Source organism: Clostridium sp. ZBS2, assembly GCF_023845855.1.
In the GTDB taxonomy this organism is placed as follows: Bacteria; Bacillota; Clostridia; order Clostridiales; family Clostridiaceae; genus Clostridium; species Clostridium aquiflavi.
In genome coordinates, this window is record NZ_JAMQIF010000003.1 from 94,047 (window position 1) to 113,791 (window position 19,745).

Annotated in this window: 18 protein-coding genes and 1 riboswitch; of the genes, 17 read left to right on the forward strand and 1 reads right to left on the reverse strand. The window is 25.9% G+C overall.

All coding sequences use genetic code 11. From position 1 onward, the window contains the following. Positions 1 to 41: 41 nt before the first annotated feature. A complete protein-coding gene (locus tag NG918_RS00905) occupies positions 42 to 245 on the forward strand; it encodes a heavy-metal-associated domain-containing protein (RefSeq protein ID WP_252211670.1) in 204 nt (67 codons plus the stop codon). A 144-nt stretch (positions 246 to 389) separates the two neighbouring features. Here the strand turns inward: NG918_RS00905 and phnD are convergent, their stop codons facing one another. After that, the gene (phnD, locus tag NG918_RS00910; RefSeq protein ID WP_252224032.1) at positions 390 to 2,270 is read right to left on the reverse strand and encodes a phosphate/phosphite/phosphonate ABC transporter substrate-binding protein; all 1,881 of its coding nucleotides are present in this window, start codon (positions 2,268 to 2,270) and stop codon (positions 390 to 392) included. A 515-nt stretch (positions 2,271 to 2,785) separates the two neighbouring features. On the opposite strand from phnD, the gene NG918_RS00915 reads away from it, so the two are divergent. The 16 genes from NG918_RS00915 to NG918_RS00990 all read left to right on the forward strand — a co-directional run bounded on the left by NG918_RS00915 (position 2,786) and on the right by NG918_RS00990 (position 19,744). Beyond that, complete coding sequence (locus tag NG918_RS00915; RefSeq protein ID WP_252211672.1) at positions 2,786 to 3,085, forward strand: hypothetical protein; 300 nt, start codon at positions 2,786 to 2,788, stop codon at positions 3,083 to 3,085. 522 nt (positions 3,086 to 3,607) lie between these two features. Further along, positions 3,608 to 3,985 (forward strand): GntR family transcriptional regulator, encoded by a 378-nt coding sequence (locus NG918_RS00920; protein ID WP_252211673.1) that lies wholly within the window; start codon positions 3,608 to 3,610, stop codon positions 3,983 to 3,985. Continuing rightward, a complete protein-coding gene (locus NG918_RS00925; protein WP_252211674.1) occupies positions 3,985 to 4,845 on the forward strand; it encodes an ABC transporter ATP-binding protein in 861 nt (286 codons plus the stop codon). Before NG918_RS00920 ends, NG918_RS00925 begins: the two co-directional genes overlap by 1 nt. Next, a complete protein-coding gene (locus NG918_RS00930) occupies positions 4,845 to 5,492 on the forward strand; it encodes an ABC-2 transporter permease (RefSeq protein WP_252211675.1) in 648 nt (215 codons plus the stop codon). Before NG918_RS00925 ends, NG918_RS00930 begins: the two co-directional genes overlap by 1 nt. A 257-nt stretch (positions 5,493 to 5,749) precedes the next feature. After that, the gene (locus NG918_RS00935) at positions 5,750 to 6,700 is read left to right on the forward strand and encodes a hypothetical protein (RefSeq protein WP_252211676.1); all 951 of its coding nucleotides are present in this window, start codon (positions 5,750 to 5,752) and stop codon (positions 6,698 to 6,700) included. Positions 6,701 to 6,933: 233 nt separating this feature from the next. Further along, positions 6,934 to 7,017, forward strand: a riboswitch (cyclic di-GMP riboswitch). A gap of 92 nt (positions 7,018 to 7,109) precedes the next feature. Next, entirely contained in the window at positions 7,110 to 7,871 is a 762-nt protein-coding gene (locus tag NG918_RS00940) for a prepilin peptidase (protein WP_252224036.1), read from the forward strand. A gap of 361 nt (positions 7,872 to 8,232) precedes the next feature. Beyond that, the gene (locus tag NG918_RS00945) at positions 8,233 to 9,924 is read left to right on the forward strand and encodes a GspE/PulE family protein (RefSeq protein ID WP_252224038.1); all 1,692 of its coding nucleotides are present in this window, start codon (positions 8,233 to 8,235) and stop codon (positions 9,922 to 9,924) included. A gap of 90 nt (positions 9,925 to 10,014) precedes the next feature. Beyond that, positions 10,015 to 11,217 carry a type II secretion system F family protein gene (locus NG918_RS00950; protein ID WP_252224040.1) on the forward strand — a complete coding sequence of 401 codons (1,203 nt, stop codon included), beginning with the start codon at positions 10,015 to 10,017 and terminating at the stop codon, positions 11,215 to 11,217. A 243-nt stretch (positions 11,218 to 11,460) separates the two neighbouring features. Continuing rightward, on the forward strand, positions 11,461 to 11,892 hold the full coding sequence (locus tag NG918_RS00955) for a prepilin-type N-terminal cleavage/methylation domain-containing protein (protein ID WP_252224041.1): 432 nt from the start codon (positions 11,461 to 11,463) through the stop codon (positions 11,890 to 11,892). 179 nt (positions 11,893 to 12,071) lie between these two features. After that, positions 12,072 to 12,533: a type II secretion system protein gene (locus NG918_RS16925; RefSeq protein ID WP_286673918.1), complete on the forward strand. Its 462-nt coding sequence runs from the start codon at positions 12,072 to 12,074 to the stop codon at positions 12,531 to 12,533. Positions 12,534 to 12,742: 209 nt separating this feature from the next. Then, positions 12,743 to 13,909: a pilus assembly protein PilM gene (gene pilM, locus NG918_RS00965; RefSeq protein ID WP_252211681.1), complete on the forward strand. Its 1,167-nt coding sequence runs from the start codon at positions 12,743 to 12,745 to the stop codon at positions 13,907 to 13,909. Between the two features lie 14 nt (positions 13,910 to 13,923). Continuing rightward, positions 13,924 to 14,487, forward strand: a complete 564-nt coding sequence (locus tag NG918_RS00970; protein ID WP_252211682.1) for a PilN domain-containing protein — start codon at positions 13,924 to 13,926, stop codon at positions 14,485 to 14,487. A gap of 16 nt (positions 14,488 to 14,503) precedes the next feature. Further along, positions 14,504 to 15,817, forward strand: a complete 1,314-nt coding sequence (locus NG918_RS00975) for a pilus assembly protein PilO (protein WP_252224044.1) — start codon at positions 14,504 to 14,506, stop codon at positions 15,815 to 15,817. A 9-nt stretch (positions 15,818 to 15,826) separates the two neighbouring features. Next, entirely contained in the window at positions 15,827 to 16,813 is a 987-nt protein-coding gene (locus NG918_RS00980) for a type IV pilus modification PilV family protein (protein ID WP_252224046.1), read from the forward strand. A gap of 11 nt (positions 16,814 to 16,824) precedes the next feature. Next, entirely contained in the window at positions 16,825 to 19,227 is a 2,403-nt protein-coding gene (locus tag NG918_RS00985) for a hypothetical protein (protein ID WP_252224048.1), read from the forward strand. A 16-nt stretch (positions 19,228 to 19,243) separates the two neighbouring features. Further along, positions 19,244 to 19,744, forward strand: coding sequence for a PilW family protein (locus NG918_RS00990; RefSeq protein ID WP_252224050.1), 501 nt, complete (start codon positions 19,244 to 19,246; stop codon positions 19,742 to 19,744). Position 19,745: the final 1 nt, after the last annotated feature.

A 19,745-nucleotide genomic window follows, 5' to 3' on the forward strand; every position in this document is an offset into this window, starting at 1 on the left:
AAGTGTAAATAGAAAATAATATTTTAAGGAGGAATAGATTTATGAAAAAGACAATTATAATTGAAGGAATGAGCTGTAATCATTGTGTAGGTCATGTAAAAGAGGCATTAGAAAACTTAGCTAATGTAACATCAGTAGAAGTAAATTTACAAGAAAAATGTGCTACAGTAGAAACAACAGAAAGTGATTCTGTTTTAAAAGAAGCAATAGAAGAAGAAGGTTATGATGTTGTAGAAATAAAATAAGATTTTTAACGGCTATGTTTTACTAACATGTTGATATATGCAATAGGAAAAGTGGACTAATTTCAATTACTTAGTCCACTTTTCGTATGCATATATTAACATATTTTAAAGTATAATGGTTAATTAAAAATAGATAGTTATGAATTAATCTTTCACAACTGATCTAATTAAGTTATAGTCATTATCATTTGCTTCAACGAATCCATTAACTGGTGTAGTTATACCTTGGAAATTGTTGAAGTGTACAAAGGCATTTTTAATAGATTCTGCTCTGTCTAAATCCATATCTGGACTAACAGCAATAGCATCTTTTTGAATATTATCAGTCATAGAAACTATAATTAAATCATCTAAATTAATACCATTTTCTTTTGCTTTATCAAGAGCCTCATTATAAGTTGCACCAGCATCAAATGATCCATTTAAAACTCCATTTATTACATTATCATGGCTTCCAGCAAAAGAAACATTAGAGAATAATCTATCAGGATCCATTTTATTTGTTTTTAAAATATGTCTAGCATATAAGTATCCTGATGCACTATTTTTATCTACATAAGCAAAGCTTTTGCTTTTCAAATCTGCTAATGTTTTAATTCCAGAATTTTTGTTAGCTATTATATATCCATTATAATAAGTTTTGCCATTAACTCTAGGGGTTACCAGTGGTGTGACATTTGCTTTGTTTTTAGCTATAACATAAGCAAATGGTGAAAACCAACCCATATCAATAGTACCTTTTTTGATTTGATCGCTAAGAGCATCATAATCTTTAACAATTATCATTCTTGGAGTTAAGTTGATTCCTTTAAGTAATCTTTCTAGGATAGGAAGATACATCTTCTTTATATCAGCAGGAGATGTGAAAGGATTAATACCAACTATAACTTCATTTTCTCCTTTAAGGTGACTCATTTGATATTGTAAATTTTCAGATACACTACTTAGTGCAGCACAATAATCAAGTAATTGATCAGTTTTATTTTCATGTCTTTCAATCATATCTATTGAGTCAAGAGTTTCTCTATTTGTATCCTCTATAGTATGAGTTAAATGTGTAAGAGCTTGTTCAATATCAAATGCAATTTGAGTATTTGATTTTGATACATCTGTTAAATTTAAAATAGAAGTCTTAATATGTCCCATAGCTACATAGCTGTCAGATAAAATTTCAATAGTTTCATTAGAAATAGAATCAAGTTCAGTTATTGTTTTTTTAGAATTCTCAGTAGCTGAATTAGTATCAGTTATATTATCAAGAAGATCTTTAACTATACCATCTATTTCTCTTGCAAATTTATCTGTTTCATCAGCAAGTTTTCGTATTTCATTAGCTACAACAGCAAAGCCTCTTCCTGCTTCACCAGCACGAGCAGCTTCAATTGATGCATTTAAAGCAAGTAAATTTGTTTGACTAGAAATATCATGTATGTATTCAACAAATTTAATTATGCTTTTTGAAGAATCATGTAATTTTGAATTTATTTGTAAAGAATCATCAGAAATTATTTTCATTTCTGATAATAGTGAAATTATATTACTAATAGAAGTTTTACTTTTTTCAAGTACTGTAAGGGTATCATTTGTTTCGGTTTCTACAGTTGATATACTTTCATCAATTTTTTCACAACTAGAAACAACTTCATGTATACCAGATTCAACAGTTTCAATACATGCTAAGTTAGTAGTAGAAAAGTCAGAAATAACTTTATTTTTTTCAACTAAATGAGAAAATGCTTCTTTACTTTGTTTTGAAATCCATAAAAGATGTTCAACATCAAATCCCATTGTTTCAATCATAGAGTGTACATTTTTAAATACTGTATCCTTATCATTTGATAAATCGTTATCATCACTATTATCGTTGGATTTAGATTTATCACAGTAATATAAATAAGAAATTATTATAAGCAGAGTAATTAGTGATAAAGATAATTCTACAATAGAGTTATCTGTACCAAAAGCGATAAAGATGTTACATAATATACCTAATATTATTGGAAATAAGTACTTATTTAATTTCATAAGTTTTTCCCCCTTGTTTTATGTAATAATAAGGTCAAAATATAAATACAAGTAAATTATCCCACAAAGGTAATTTAAATTCAATATTAACAATGAATTACTTCAGTACAAAAGTATAAATAGTGTTTTAAAAGATATACATTATATTACCTAATATAATAATAGGGAAATTTTTAGTATTGTGTTGATATGTGCATAAGCAAATTGGACGTAGTAATTGAACTTTATCTATTGCATATATCAACATATATTTAAAATACAACCAATAATAAAAATAAAATTTATGGATTAGAAAAACAAAGAAAAAGCGAGATAAAACTAGAAAAATATGTGGAGAATTAATCTTTAGATTAATAAATTAACTTGCAAAAATATACGAACGTATGTACGATATAAATATAGAATTTTAAAAAATAAACTTAAACTATATTGTTCATATGTAGTTTATTAATAAAATAAATACAATAAGTTTAGCTTGGGCTACACTACATATATTTGAAAGGTGGTCAATTCTCATGGAAATTATAAAATCTAAAATAACATTAAAAGAAGTAATAGGAATGGATTTAGCAATAAAAAAAATAATAAATAAGATTGAAAAAAAAGATTATAATAATGATTTATGGTGGAAAGAAAGCTCTCTATATGAAAGTGCTAGTATGATTAGTAATGCAGAAAAAAGAGGCGAAGAGCGTGGAAAAAAAGAAAAATCATTAGAAATTGCAAGTAAATTATTATTGATGGGATTAAATTTAGAAGAAATTGCAGAGGTTATAGGGTTACCAGTTAATGAATTATTATATGAAGTAAAATAATAGTTTAAATATGAGTTGAATATTTTATTTCAGACAAGAAGGTAAAATTAATTTATAATTTTTAGGATATGTTTTAGCAGAGTGTTGATATATGCATAAGCAAAGTGGGCGGAGTAATTGAACTTAAGAACACTAAAATGAGTATAGTCCCATTTTAGCTTGTTCCCAATATAAAATTAGGACAAGCAGTAAATGTAACAATACTCATTAAGGGTTCTAAAAGTCCATTTACAATGCCACTTCACCTATTGCATATATCAACACTGTTTTAAAACATAGCCAATTTTTAAAATAGAGTTATTGAATTTAGTAATGTGAATTCAATGGCTCTTTTTCTGTGTAAGTTACTTTTAAAATCCTCTGCCTATAAGCTTTATGAGCAATATCAACTTTTTTTATATAGTACATTTATTTTGAGACATAGCAACTATTATAGAAAAAATTTTAGTAACTATTGACTATAGTGTTCATACTGTATATAATACAACATATACAGTACATACTTTAAGGAGGAAAAACTGATTGAAGATATTATTATCTAATAAATCTGATTTACCTATTTATGAGCAGATAAAAACACAGATTAAGGAACAGATAATGTCTGGTAAAATTGCAGAAAATGAATTTTTACCATCAATAAGACAATTAGCTAAGGATTTAGGTATAAGTGTTATTACAACAACTAGGGCATATTCAGATTTAGAAGAAGAAGGATTTATAGCAACTATTAGGGGAAAGGGAAGTTTTGTACTTCCTAAGGATAATGAAATGGTAAAAGAGCAATATTTAAAAAGAATTGAAGAAGCTTTTACTGCTGCAATTGAAAATGCAAAATTAGCAAAGGTTTCAAAAAGTGAACTTATTATCATTTTAGAAAATTTGATTGAGGAGGATAAGTAATGAATGCACTTGAAATAAGCAATTTAAATAAAAAATTTAAAGATTTTAGCTTAGAAAATATAAATTTAAGCTTACCTAAGGGATATATATTAGGGTATGTAGGGCAAAATGGGGCAGGAAAGACTACAACTATAAAACTTATTATGCAGCAGTTAAAAGCAGATAGTGGAGAAATAAGTGTATTTGGAAAGAAGTACAAAGGAAATGAAGTTGAATTTAAAGATATGATTGGATTTGTGGGGGATGAATGTTACTTCCCACAAGGTTTTAAGTTAAAAGACGTGATTAATACATTAAAAGATTTTTATCCATCATTTAATGAAGATAAATTTAATCATTATGTAAATTTGTGGGAACTACCAAGGGATAAAAAAATTAAAGAGTTTTCAAAGGGAATGAAAATAAAACTAACATTTGCAAGTATATTTGCAAGAAAAACTAAATTACTTATATTAGATGAACCAACAAGTGGACTTGATCCTGTTATTAGAAATAATATTTTAGAATTACTACAGGAATATATAGAAGATGGTGAAAAGAGCGTATTATTTTCTACACATATTACAAGTGATTTAGAAAAGATAGCTGATTATATATTTTTTATAAATAAAGGAAAGATGATATTTAATGATACTAAAGATAACATTTTAGAAAAACATTTTGTGGTCAAAGGTGGAAAAGAAGACTTAACTACTAATATCAAGGACAAATTGATAGGATATAAAAAATCAAATGTTGGATTTCAAGGGGTAATATATGCTGAGGATAAAAAATATTTAGATGATGAATTACTAATTGAAAAACCATCTATTGAGGAAATAATTGTATTTTATATAAATAGTGGAAAGGAGGATAAATAATGAATGCTATAAATTATTTAAAGTTTGATTTTAGAATAATAAAAGGAAACTTGAAGTATTATTCATTGTTTTTTATAGCCTTTGCCATATCAATGCTTTATTCAGAGAATAATATTAATGCAATGAGTTACTTATTCTTTGTTTTAATTATTGTTGCAATATTACCATTTAGTTCAGAAGGCAATAAAAAAAGTACAGAAATGTATTATATGTTTCCGTCTAAAACATCAAGTATGGTAATGGGAAGATTTTTATATTTAATAATATTAAATATTATTGTATGGGTGATAGAAATTTCTACAATGATACATTTTTATAATATTGGTTCAATCGAGATGTCTGAAATTATTTTAATATGTTTTGCAGGGATAATTGCTACAATCGTATGCATGATTCAGTATTCTGTTTATTATAAATTTGGAATGGAAAAGGGAAGAGCTATTCTAATGCTAGTATATATGGTTCCAGCATTTTTTATATTTGCATTACCATCTATATTAAGTGAAAGAACTATTCCTAATAATATATTAAATCTTATGATAGCTAATAAAACAATTATAGGAATTACAACTATTATTACAATAATAGTTGTCGGAGCAATATCATACTTAATATCATGCTATATTTGTGAAAATAAGGATGTATAGAAACAATTATAAAATTAAGGTTAATTTAAGAAAATGTTGATATGCGTATCAGGAAAATTGAGTTATAATAGGATAATAAAGACAGTAAAATTATTAAATAATGTTAATACTTCTTAATTTGAAATAAAACTTATTAAGGCAAATAATATATTTATTTAAAAGAAAAAAATTATCTGATTTTTAATATGTTTTAGATTAAGCTTAAGATATTATAAATTGAATTAATTTAAAAACAAGTATAAATAGGGGGTAAAAAAATGAAACTTAAAAAAACATTATCAATTGTTATGGCAGCAACATTATCTATTTTTACTATTGCAGGATGTAGCGAGCAAGGAAAGAATTATTCAAAAGAATTAAATAATTTAACAAAATGGGAGGCAACATCTTCAGAATTTACAGGAGAAATGTCTATAGAAGCTAATGGAGAAAATGAAAACTTCACATTTTCTGGTACAAGCTATATGAAAGGACAAACTCAAGGTCATATGAACTTTAAGTTTAATAGTAAGTCAGGAAAAATAAATATACCAGAATTAGATATGTATTTAGATAACGGAATATCATATATTAGCAAGAATTATTATACACAAAATTTCACACTAAATGGAATAGAAGCGCCAAAGAGTATTAGTAATATATCTGCTGACTATATTGGAATAGATTCAGGATTAGATATGAATTCATTAATAGAATTAACTAAGTCACCTGACTATTTATCAAATTTATCTACTCAATTATTCGGAAAAAATAATGATGTAGAGATACCAATGAAACAAAATGGTAGAGAATATTCTGTAAATATGGATAGTGATCAAATAGTTGACTTAGTATCAAAAGGAATATCAGGTTTATCAGAAAACTTAGATAATAGTAATTCTACATTTAAATTAGGACTAAATGAAGAAATGATAAAAACATTAAAAGAGGGTGTAAAAGATCCTTCATTTAAAACAATGTTAGAACAAGCAAAACCTATGCTTAATGGATCAAATATTTCTACTAAAGAAAAGTTTACTGATGATAGCTATACTGCAGAATTTAATATGAACGTGCAAATAGCTGGTATGGCAAAAATAAATATTAAAGTTAACTCTACTAGTAAGAAGGCAGAAGTAAAAGATGTTTCAATGCCAGTTAATAGAGTAACTTTCACACAAGAACAATTTATGAATATGATGATTCCAGAAGATACTCAAGCTAAATAAGAAATAATTTTTTAAAATATAAATTTGAATAAGATAAACCAATTTAAGTTGAGAGAACATCAATTTAAATTGGTTTATTTTTTATTATAAAGTTAATTTTGTATTTATTATGAAATGGTTTTATAAATAATAAAAATTAAAAAATAATTCCAATTTTAATAAAAGGTTGGTATAATTATATTAACAAATAAAAGTAAAAAATATAATAAAAGTAAAAAATAATAAATTATAGAATAAAAGTTGGAAACTGTGAATAGTTCTCTTAATTTGGGCACCTTGAGGATTATGAGTTAATGGTGCACCCGGCCAACAAATTAGTTAAATTAATTAATTTAACTAATTTGTTGGTTTTTTCTATATATAAATATATTTAATTAAACACATTGGAATTGGAGTGGGAGGAATATGAATGTTAAATTATGGATTAGTAATTATATTAGGATTAGTTATAGGTAGTTTTTTAAATGTATGTATTTATAGAATTCCACTTGAGCAATCAATTTCTTATCCACCATCTCATTGTGCAAGTTGCAATCATAAATTAAAACCAATAGATTTAGTTCCAATATTTAGTTACTTATTTTTAAAAGGTAAATGTAGATATTGTAAAGAAAAAATTTCAATAATATATCCATTAGTGGAAATACTTAATTCCATATTATGTATTATTATATTTTTAAATTATGGATTAAGTTTAGAATTTTTTAAATATAGTATATTAAGTTCATTATTAATAGTAATAGGAATGATAGACTATAAAACTCAAGATATATATACATCAACTATAATATTTGGAGTAATATCTAGCGTGATTTTTATAATAATAGATTATTTAGTTAATAAAAATGCAATTTCAACTTATATTTTAGGGGGAATAATTGGATTTTTAGCATTAGGAATTATAGTTATAATAACTAAAGGTATGGGCATTGGAGATGCTGAAATTACATTAGTTTGTGGTTTGTTTTTAGGAATAAAGGGAGTAATTGTGACTTTGTTTTTAGGAATAATAATAGGGGGAATAGTTGCAGTTATTATTTTAGCTTTAAAACTAAAAGATGCAAAAGATTCCATGGCATTTGGTCCATGTTTATCCATAGGTGCAATTATGTATATGTTATGGGGAGACATGATAATAAATATTTATTTTAGAATAGTAGCAATAATATAGGCTATGTTCTAAGTGAATGTTGATATTTTAGTATAAGGGCGAACTGGCATTGGAATTTGCTTTTTAGAACTGTTAAGTGAGAATCTAAATTTTATATTTAGCTTTTCGAACTTACTCAGCGAATGTACATAAGTCGAGTTTCCTTTTAGTCTTACAATTAATTGCTTGTCAGCAATTTTTAATTGGGAGCATGCATTAATTGGACTAAGCTTTATTTTAGAGTTCTTAAAGTAAATTCCTCTGTCCATGAGCTTTATACTACAATATCAACACTGTTTTAAAACATAGCCATAATATAAAATATTTTTAAATATAGGAGAGATTGTAATATAAGAAATAGAAGAGAGTGGGTGAATGTTTCATGGCAATTGAAAAAAAAAGATTAGGTAATATTCTTATAAATGCAGGAAAAATAAATAGTTATCAGTTGCAAGAAGCATTAAAATCACAAAAAATTCTTGGGAAAAAACTAGGAGAGATACTAGTAGATAGTAATGTTATTACAGAAGAAGAAATAATAGAGTCTGTTGAACAACAAACAGGAATAAAAAAGGTAGACTTAAATACAATAAGCTTTGATAAAAAAGCAATATCAATAATACCTAAAAACTTATGTAACAAATATTCACTAATACCTTTCGGATTTGATAATAATAAAATAAAAGTAGCTATGGTAGATCCACTTAATATTTTTGCAATAGATGATGTTGCAATCTCAACAGGTTTTGAAATAGAAACATTCATATCTAAAAAAAATGACATAAAAAAATTTATAGAAGTATATTATAGTAGTCAGCAAATTAGTATGGCTGCTAAACAGTTAGCTCAAGAAAGTTCAGAGTTAAAAAAGAAAAATATTATAAATATTGAAGAAATAGATGATGTAAAGAATGCACCTGTTGTAAAAATGGTTGAATATCTGTTCAAAAATTCAATAGAGATGAATGCATCAGATATACATATAGAACCATTTGAAAATGAGATAAGAATAAGGTATAGAATAGATGGACAATTACAAACAGTAAATGTTTTAAATATAGATAGTTTAGGTCCATTGATAACAAGAATAAAAATTCTTGCTGGGCTTAATATAGCAGAAAAAAGAATACCTCAAGATGGAAGAATAATGGCGAATATAGGAGAGAATGATGTAGATCTTAGGGTATCAATATTGCCAGTAGTACATGGAGAAAAAGTAGTTATAAGAATATTAAATACATCTAATTATAATGTAAGCAAGGATAAATTGGGTATAAATGAAAAAAATTTAAAGAAAATAGATAAAATAATATCAAATCCATATGGGATAGTATTAGTCACTGGTCCAACAGGTAGTGGAAAATCAACAACATTATATAGTATTTTAAGTGAATTAAATTCTACTAATGTAAATATAGTTACAGTAGAGGATCCTGTTGAATATACTTTACCAGGAATTAATCAAGTTAATGTAAATACAAGAGCAGGACTTACATTTGCAAGTGGACTTAGAAGTATATTAAGGCAAGATCCGGATATAGTTATGATTGGTGAAATACGAGATAATGAAACAGCAGAAATAGCTATAAAAGCAGCTATAACAGGACATTTAGTATTAAGTACACTCCATACAAATGATGCACCATCATCAATAGTAAGACTTATAGATATGGGAATAAAACCATATTTAGTTTCTACTTCACTTGTTGGAATATTAGCTCAAAGACTAGTGAGAAAGATTTGCGATAAATGTAAAGTATCTTATGAAGCTAGTAAATATGAAAAGGAAATATTAGGAGTAAAATCAGGAGAAAAATTAACTTTATATAAGGGTGAAGGTTGTGGATATTGTAATAACACAGGATATTCAGGAAGAACTGGTGTATATGAAATTATGGAAATGACAAGAAAGCATAGAGAGGCTATAAATGATGGAGCTAATTCTGATATTTTAAGAGATATATCACTGAAGAATGGTATGACAACTTTAGGAATGGAGTGTATAGACTTAGTTGTTAAAGGAATAACTACAATAACAGAACTTGCTACAGTAACGCTTATAAAAGAACAGTAATGTTAATTATATTTTAAATTATTAAAAATATAATTAATATATATAAATTATTATACAAAGGAGCATATTTTACTAGGGGGTGGAGAAGCTATGGCTAACTTTAAATATAGAGCAATGAATACAGATGGAGAAAAAATTGAAGGAACTCATGAAGCTGATTCTAAGGGAGAAGTCATAGAATTTATTTCATCTAATGGGTATTACCCCTTAATGGTAGAAGAAATAATTGAAAGTAAAAAAATTGAATTTAAATTTAATAACAAAGTTAAATTTAAAGATCTTTCAATATTTTGTAGACAATTTTATACAATGTTAGATGCAGGCGTACCAATACTTACTTGTTTAGATATATTGACTAGTCAAACTACAAATAAAAAACTAAAGGAAACATTAAAAGAAGTTGAAGAGGATGTAGAAAAAGGAGGAATACTATCTGATGCCATGAGAAAACATAATGAAGTTTTTCCAAATCTTTTAGTAAGTTTAGTTGCGGCAGGTGAAGAAAGTGGTAACTTAGATAGCATAATGCTTAGAATGGCCAATCATTATGAAAAAGAAAATAAAGTAAATAATAAGGTTAAAAATGCAATGATATATCCAATAATATTGGGATTGGTAGCAATTTCAGCAGTCATATTTATATTAACTTATATTATGCCTACATTTACGACTATGTTTACTGAAAATGGAATAAGTTTACCATGGAGTACTAGATTTTTACTTTGGTTAAGTGGTTCATTAAAGGAAAATTGGTTTATGATCTTGCTTGCAATAATAGGAATTATTATTGCAATAAAATATATTTTTAAAACAGAACGTGGCGTAATTGCAGCAAGCAAGTTAAAGCTCAAATTACCAGTCATTAGAAGACTTAATGAAATGATTATAGTGTCCAGATTTACAAGAACTTTATCAACATTACTTTCAAGTGGATTACCATTAGTACAAGCTTTAGATATAGTTATGAGTGTTATTGATAATAAAATAGCTCAAAATGCAATAATAAAAGTTAAAGAACAAGTAGTAAGAGGAGAAACATTAAACTCCTCATTAAAAGAAACTGGTGTTTTTCCACAAATGTTGTATTCAATGATTAAAATCGGTGAAGAAACAGGATCTCTCGATGAGATTTTAAATAAGACTGCTGATTTTTATGATGAAGAATTGGAAACAACAATACAAGGAACAGTTGCACTAATGGAACCAGCATTAATAGTCATAATGGGTCTTATAATAGGATTTATAATAATTTCAATAATGATTCCGATGTTTGATAGTTATAATCAAATTTAATAATTTGGTTAGTTTTAATATTATAGTATATAGCTCATTGGACTGAGAAATTTACTTTAAGAATACTAGAACAAAGATTAGTCTAATTAATGCGTGCTCCAAATGAAATATTTGGACAAGCAATTAATTCAACAAATCTTTATTAAGAATTCTAAAAAGCAAATTTCAATGCCAACTCGCCATTATACTAAAATATTAATAATAATTTAAAACAAGATCAATAATTTATAAGGGGGATTCTCTATGAATAACTTATCAATCAAATCAATGTCAAATCAAATCTCAAAGAAAAAGAAGAAAGGTTTTACATTAGTAGAACTTATCATCGTTATTGCAATCATTGGAATATTGGCAGCAATTGCTATTCCTAAATTTGGACAAGTAACTAAGGATGCAAACTTAAAAGCTGATATTGCAACTGCGAAGAATCTTCATGGTGTAGCAGCAATGCTAGTAGCTCAAGGTGAAAAAGATGTAGATGCTGAGAAAGTCTGGAAAAACATTGATGGTAAAGAAACAAAAACAAAATTAACTAATAAAGACTTTGTAGTTAATATTGATAAAGATAGTGGAAATATAACAGTAACTGATGGGACAAATTCAATATATCCTGATTCTACAGATTACGCAAAAATAAAAGATGAAGACAAAGATAAGAACAAAGATAATAAGTAACGACAATTTTAAGTTAAAGAAAATAAATAATTAAATAACTATATCTAAGTGTAAAGTCTAATTTTAGGCTTTACACTTTCTAATATGTAGATAAGTAAAGTTAAAATTTAAAAATAACATAGTGAGTTATTATATTTTAATTAAAATATAAATTTTGCATTTAAAGGGGGACATTAATAATGTTTAAGGATTCAGTATTAAGATTTACATTAAAGAAAAGAAAAAAAGGATTTACATTAGTAGAACTTATTATTGTTGTAGCAATTGTTGGAATATTAGCAGGTATTGCTATTCCTAAGTTTGGACAAGTGACTAAGGATGCAAATATAGCAGCTGATATTGCCAGTGCTAAAACTTTACATGGAGTAGCAGCGACGCTAATAGCAGATGGTACTATTGCAATTAAGCCAAGCACTGGAGAATATCCGGACAATGTAACAAAAGCTGTAGAATCTAGACTTGATGGAGAAAAATATCCTAAAGTTAAAGCATTAGATGGATATGAATTTGCAGTTGGAATTTATAAAATGGATGATATAAGAGTATTTGTAACCACTAATAAGACTGGTGAAGATGTAATAGAAGTATATCCAAATGGTAAAGGAATATATAATCTTGAAAATAAAGGAGCAGATAAATAAAAATATTATATTTAAAGAAGTTAAATTGTAAAGTTTGTTTTAACTTTACAATTTAATATATACATAATATTTAAAGTTTAAGATTAACAAATTAAAACAATTTAAGAATTTTGATAATCATGGTTCTTGAAATTAAAATTATAAACTTTTCAGATTAAATATATGACATAAAAGATAAGTATTTAATAAGGGAGGGAATTTTTAATAAAGTGGGTAAATTAAATTTTGATTTTAGTAAATTAAAAGACTTTATGAATTTAGACATAAAAGATTTAAAAACTAAATTATTTAAAGAGAATAAAGAACATAAATCTATTAAAATTAGAAAAGAAAAAAAGAGAAAAGTTGTAGCTTTTGATATCGGAAGTACAAATATAAAGATAGCAGAGGGCACATATTATAAAGGTGTATTATCGGTTGAAAAATTAATAGACACTGTTACACCAGCTGAAGCAATTATTGATGGTAGTATTGAAAAAAAACAAGCACTTGTTTCAACTTTGCAAAAGGTATTAAGTGATAATGGAATAAATGCAAAGGAAGGAATATGTACAAATAATTCATCTTTAATTATAAATAGAGAAATTCTTATTCCAGATGTAAAAGAAGAGGAATTAGATACTGTTGTAAGGTATGAAATACAGCAATATTTACCTATAAACTTAGACGATTATATATTACAAATCACTATGATAGGTGAAGAATTTTCTGATGATGGTAAAAAATTAGAAGTTAGAGCAATTGCTTATCCAGAAAAGATGGCTAGAGGATATTATGATCTTTTAATGGCTTTAAATTTAAAGCCACTTGCTTTAGATGTTAACTATAATGCTTTAAATAAATTACTTAATTATATAGAGGTTATAAATGAACATAAATTAAATATTGAAGAGGCTGTTGTATTTATTGATATGGGAGCAACTAGTTTGGATGTAAATATATATAATAATGGAATATTAAAATTCACAAGAATAATAAAGGCGGGCGGAAAATATATAGATGAAATTTTATATGAAAATGTGAATATTCCAATAGAAGAATTAGAAAATTTTAAAGTAAATAACATAGATTTAAAAGAAGACGAACTAGATTTTCAAAATCATATAATTATAGGTACTTTAGATGAATGGATAGATAAAGTAGAAAAAATAATACAATTTTATAAGACTAAAAATTTTGGTGATGATGTTAATAAAATATTCATATATGGAAGAACATCCAGGATTAAAAATTTAGAAGAGTATATAACATCTAGAATTGGAATAGAAACAATAAAAATAAGAAATATTCCCCAAATAATTAATTATTCTAATATTGATATTGGTGAAAATATAGATAACTTCATTAATGTTATTGGTTCACTTATAAGGTTATAGGGGGTAGGTTTAATATGCGAGATATAAACTTTTTTAGTTCCTATAAAGGAAAGAATCAAGAAAAAAGAAGTGCTATGATATATATTTATGGAGCTATGGGCATTATTGGAGGATTAATAATCATAACTTTAATTTTTAATAGTGCTAGGATATTAATATTAAATAAAAATATAGAGAATTATAATGAAAAACTAAATAATTCAGAAATACAGCAAAAATTTTCTGAAGCTGAAAAAGTGAATGATAAAATAAGCACTTTGACTAAATATGATACAACATTAAATGATGTATTATCTAGGGTAAATAATAGGAATAATGTTTCAGATTTAGTATTAACTGATATCAATTCAACCATACCATCTCAAATTTCATTTAAAACTTTACAAATTAATAATGATGTCTTAACAATTCAAGGAGTATCATCAAGTAGGGATGCAGTAGGGGAATTTCAACATAATTTAAAAGAATTATCAATTATGAAAGAAGTATTTGTTAATTCTATAGATGTTGATAGTTCAATAGAAGGTCAATATTCCTTTGATATTAAATGTGTATTAGGCATATTAAATGTGCCTTAAAGGAGGGTAATTTAATATGAAAATAAGTAAAAGGGAAAAAGTAATGTTAAGTGTACTTGCGATTGTTCTTATTGGATTTTTTTATTATAAATTTATATACTTAAATCAAACTTCAAAGATAGCAGATAAGAGTAAAAATAAAAATGAATTAGAACAAAAATATAATAATATTATAAATACTATAAATTCATTAGATGACAAGAAAAGTGAAATAAAGATTTTAAATACTAAAGTGTCATATAAAGCAGATTCGTTTTATCCAACTATAAGTCAAGAACATTTAATATTAGAATTAGACAAGTTGTTAAAAGATAGTGGTCTTGAAGGTGGTTTTATATTTAACAAGATAGAGGTGGCAGAAGTGCCTGAAACAGAGAAAACTCAGGAGAATTTAAAGGAAAGTACAATTACTCAAATGACTGAAAAATATAATGATAAGATTAATAGTATTATTGAAAAAAATAATTCTTCATCTGAGAGTGATAATTCAAAAATTGAATCAAATTCAGATGAGTCTTTATTAAATGATTCAAAAGATACACAACATAAAAGTAAGTCATCAAGGGATAATGAAAATAGTTTAGGTAGAAATGATAGTAACTACAAGGAAGAGGTAGAACAAATAAAGTTTGAATTGAATTTTTCAGGAAGCTATACTGCCTTAAACATATTTTTGAATTCTATTAGAAATTATGAAAGAAAGATAATTGTAAATTCTATAATTGTATCTGAAAAAACTATAGATGAAGTAACAGGAACAATGAGTTTAGAGATATATGCTATGCCTAAAATAAATGATGATTTAGAAAAATATTTGAACTGGACTGTGAATAATCATTATGGTAAATCGTCGCCTTTTAGCTTAGATGGTTCAGTTGGAAATGTAATAACAGATCAAGATAAACTTGATAGTGATTTTTTAATTTCAGTAAAGTCAATAACTTCAGAATTACCAAGTATTATAATGGGAAAAAGCAATGATAAATCAAAGGCTACTTATATATATGCAAATAACAATGATGTAGAAGAAGCGGAGATTATAATAACAGAAATGGATGATAAATACTACTATAAATATAAGACATCAAATGGAAGCTATCCTATTGATTACAATGGATTAGGAGAAGAATTTATATTGAATTCAGATAATATAAATATAAAAGTTTTAAGTGAAAACAGAGTTAATTCAAATGATAAATCAGGATTAAAAATAAATATTACAAATAAAACTGATAAATTAGTTAATGTGGAAATAGACAGTGATGATTCAAAAAATGCAAGAGTAACAGTAGATGGTGATAGTAAAAATATAAGTGTTAATAATAAGTAGGGATGATTTATGAAAGATTTGTATAAAAATGACAGAGAGTTTACTTTAAAAATAAATCACAAAAACAGAGGTTTCACACTGGTAGAAGTAATATTAGCATTTGCAATTTTTGCAATAATAATGGGTGGAACATATGGAATCGTTATGACATCTATGAGAAATAATAAAGCAGGTGAAGTTAAACAGAAAGCTGCTTTATATGGACAGCAGATATTTGAAGATATTAAGAGCGGAGAAATGAAAAAAAATGATGATATAAATTATGAACTTTCAGGAATAAACTTTAAAGAGATTTCTTCCAATGAGAACAAAAAAGAATTTCAAGGGGATAAAGAATTTGGCAATGGATATAGTGCAAAGATAGCTTTAAAAAAGGTAAATAGCATTTCCTTAGATAAAGATAGCAGTAACTTAGAAGAAAATAATTATTATTTAAATAAGGAAAGTGAAAATAATAATAAAGTATATGAATTTAAATACAATATTGAAACTTATGAAAATGGTTCATCAGTAAAAATAGAAAATAGTAAAGGTAACAATATTACAATTACTAATGTTGATGAAAAATTAAATATTATTATAGAAACAGAGACCGCTTCAAATAAAAAGAATGTATTAATAAAATCAAATAATTCATCTGGGGAGTTAGAAGACAGCAAAGCAATAAATAGTGGTAGTAAAGATAATCAGATAAAGATAATTTTTAATTTTTATAATTTAAAATTTGAAAATGTAGACGGAAAAACTCAATATAAGGATGTAGAGATAGAAGTATATAATAAGGATAATATTCCATTAAATATAGAATTGCAAAAATCAAAAGAATTAAAAGTAGGTTTAATTACTAAAGAAGGGAAAGTAAGAGAGTTTACTAATAGATCAGAGAACGAAGATTTTGGGTTAGGTGAATTATATGATATAGAAGTTAAAATACAATATAACAAAGGAAATACTGAATTTGTAGGTAATGCTATGTACAATATTTATATAAAGTAGGCGGTGATTAAATGAAGAAAAAACAAAAAGGATCTAGTTTAATTACTGTAGTTATTATTTTTACTATTTTAATTACGGTAGGAACAGCATTGTTATCTATGACTGTTGGAGACTACAAAATGAGAATTAAAGAAAGTAGAAAAATTAAAAATTTATATTCATCAGATTCAGGTTTAGATGTGGCATATGATGTTATTGTTAAAACATTTGATGGTGCAGTTAAATTTGGAGATTTTAAAGCAAGACAGCTTAAAGCTGGACAATGTAAGGGTGGTCCTAATTTAGAAAAATATAATGAGGCTAAAAAAGAATTTGAAGCTGCTAAGAAAAAAACTTATAGTACTGATGCAAAAAGAAGAAAAGCTATAAGAGCAGCAGAAAAAAAGTTTAATGAAAAAGTAAAAATGTTATCGGACTTAGAATTTAAGAGATGTTTTAGAGTGTTTATATCTAAAGAAAAGAGTCCAGACACTGATTCAGAAGGAGATATACCTAACAACATACTAGCATACTCAATTTGTAATCAAAGATATAGTGATATTGATTTATCAGATAAAAACCTAGATGAAGATATAAAGTCAAATGATTTTAAATATTCATCATCAATAAAATTTACAAATGAAGAAAGTAAACCAGAACTTTTTGTATGCAGTAAGGATAGTGTAGATAAGCTAAAAGAAATAGTAAATGAAGATGGAAAAGACAAAGATTTGACTTCAATAAAGGATGATATTTATGGAATTTCCTATGATTCAAACAATGATGCATTTAAGATTCAGGTAACTTCAAAATTTATAGATAAAAGCAAAAATAATAATGATATTACTAAAAATAATCTTAGAATAGTTCAAGAAACCTATACAATAAATGTCCCTAATAATGAAGATGTAAGTTTTAGGGAAAGTACTGGAGTTGTTGGTACACTTGATGATGTTAAAAATATATCATCAATAATAGTGGGAAAAAACATGAAATCTGATGGTTACAATCATCAAGGAATATATGATAATGAATTTTTTAAATTAAATATAAATGGAAATATATTTGTTCAAGGAAATAAAAAGGAAGATGGAAATCGTGTTTACTCCAAATATAGAGGTGGGATAAACATAAATACTAGTGAAGTTATATTTAATGGTGAAGTAAATACAGCAAGTACATTTAATATTGAAGATAATGCGAAATCTACAGTAAATGGAAACTTATATGCACTGAATATTTTTGCAGGTAAAACTACTGATGGAAAATATGCCAATGAATTTGGGGGAAGTTCTAGTTTAAATATAAATGGGCAAGCTGTATTAGATAATGACTTAACACTTAAAGGTGTAGATACAAGTATAAAAATAAAAGAATTTTATGGATTAAATGATAAGAATATTGAGTCATCTAAAAACAATACTTCAGATAAACTAGAAAGAACATCTAGTAGCATTATAGTTAACGGTAATAAAAAATCAGGAGTAAAAATAACAGATTCAGCATATATTATGGGGGTTGCACATATAGCTGATGGTGATATTTCATATACCACTGGAGAATCAACAGGGGTAAAGGGAAATTATATAGCTTATGTAGACGATAAAATAGCAAGATCAAATGATCCCTATGATGTAGGAAATTATATATCAGGAAATCTTCAAGATAAGAGTGAAAAGTTTACTAATTATTGGGATGACGGTAGAAAAGAAATAATTGATACTGGTGGGATAGAGCTTCCAGAAAAAACTTATGCCATAGGGGCTATTGTATATAAAGATGCAAATGGAAATACAGTTATTAAAGATAAAACTTATGAAATTAATGTTGAAGATTCTATAAGATCAAAAAAAGAGGAGTTCGGTAAGAAAGTTTATAATTTAAGTAGAGAAACATCTAAGGATATTGCAATGGAGTTATATAACAATATGGGAAATAACAAAAATCCTATTGAATCAATTATAAATTTAGAAAATATACCAAATAGTTATGATTTAAATGATTCAATAAATAAAAGTAAAAAAGCCATATTTAATAGTGATTCTGATACAACTATAGTTATAAAAGGAAAAGGATCAACCACTAGTAATGATTGGGAAAATAACAAATTAATTATATTAGATGCTGGAAATGTAAATTTAGATGCTGTTATAGTTACAGCTGGTGATGTAATTATTGATGGAAATGTTAAATTTAAAGGAAATATAATTACAGAAGGAAATTTAAAAGTCCAAGGCTTTGGAGATAAGACTATAACTTATGATAACGATACTATAGAGGAAATATATAAATATAATAAAGATGTATTTAATTCTGTATTTGTTGATGATACAAAGGACTTAAAAGATAGTACTGATGATGAAACAAGATTTATAAATGTTGACTATGATTTAAATAAATTCTTAAGTAGCAGGTTATGGAAGATAATAAGATAGTAGGGAGGTGGATTTAATGTTTAGGATAAAGAAAAAAGGTTTTACCTTAACAGAACTAATAATAGTTATGGCGTTAACACTTGTTATATTAGGAATGATATTTCAAATGTTTAATACTAATAATAGAATTATATCTGATGTAGACATTAGATCCACTTTACAAAATGAAGGACAAGCAATACAAGAGAAATTAAGTGAAATTGGAATGCAAGCAAATAGCATGGATTATAAAGAAGAAAACAATGATGTAAAATCTATAAATTTTGTAGTATTGAATGAAGATGAAAGTAAGAGTGAATTTGAAATAAAGAAAGAGGGTACAGAGCTTACTATAGTTGAATGTGAAGAAGAAAAAAACAAAATAAGCACAAAAAAGTTATCAAATAATTTAAATAAAATAAATATAAAATCTAGAAATGATAAATCTGCACAAATAGAGATTATATTATCTAAAAAAATGGGTTATAGTGACATAAAATATCCAGTGAATGTAAAATTTGCATTTAGAAATAAATAAC

Bases quoted from the DNA above. Each gene is read 5' to 3' on its own strand.
- NG918_RS00925 (WP_252211674.1), top strand. From the start codon at position 3,985: ATGAATGCACTTGAAATAAGCAATTTAAATAAAAAATTTAAAGATTTT.
- NG918_RS00935 (WP_252211676.1), top strand. From the start codon at position 5,750: ATGAAACTTAAAAAAACATTATCAATTGTTATGGCAGCAACATTATCT.
- NG918_RS00930 (WP_252211675.1), top strand. From the start codon at position 4,845: ATGAATGCTATAAATTATTTAAAGTTTGATTTTAGAATAATAAAAGGA.
- NG918_RS16925 (WP_286673918.1), top strand. From the start codon at position 12,072: ATGTTTAAGGATTCAGTATTAAGATTTACATTAAAGAAAAGAAAAAAA.
- NG918_RS00985 (WP_252224048.1), top strand. From the start codon at position 16,825: ATGAAGAAAAAACAAAAAGGATCTAGTTTAATTACTGTAGTTATTATT.
- NG918_RS00955 (WP_252224041.1), top strand. From the start codon at position 11,461: ATGAATAACTTATCAATCAAATCAATGTCAAATCAAATCTCAAAGAAA.
- phnD (WP_252224032.1), bottom strand. From the start codon at position 2,270: ATGAAATTAAATAAGTACTTATTTCCAATAATATTAGGTATATTATGT.
- NG918_RS00980 (WP_252224046.1), top strand. From the start codon at position 15,827: ATGAAAGATTTGTATAAAAATGACAGAGAGTTTACTTTAAAAATAAAT.
- NG918_RS00950 (WP_252224040.1), top strand. From the start codon at position 10,015: ATGGCTAACTTTAAATATAGAGCAATGAATACAGATGGAGAAAAAATT.
- NG918_RS00990 (WP_252224050.1), top strand. From the start codon at position 19,244: ATGTTTAGGATAAAGAAAAAAGGTTTTACCTTAACAGAACTAATAATA.
- NG918_RS00915 (WP_252211672.1), top strand. From the start codon at position 2,786: ATGGAAATTATAAAATCTAAAATAACATTAAAAGAAGTAATAGGAATG.
- NG918_RS00975 (WP_252224044.1), top strand. From the start codon at position 14,504: ATGAAAATAAGTAAAAGGGAAAAAGTAATGTTAAGTGTACTTGCGATT.
- NG918_RS00970 (WP_252211682.1), top strand. From the start codon at position 13,924: ATGCGAGATATAAACTTTTTTAGTTCCTATAAAGGAAAGAATCAAGAA.
- NG918_RS00905 (WP_252211670.1), top strand. From the start codon at position 42: ATGAAAAAGACAATTATAATTGAAGGAATGAGCTGTAATCATTGTGTA.
- NG918_RS00940 (WP_252224036.1), top strand. From the start codon at position 7,110: ATGTTAAATTATGGATTAGTAATTATATTAGGATTAGTTATAGGTAGT.
- NG918_RS00945 (WP_252224038.1), top strand. From the start codon at position 8,233: ATGGCAATTGAAAAAAAAAGATTAGGTAATATTCTTATAAATGCAGGA.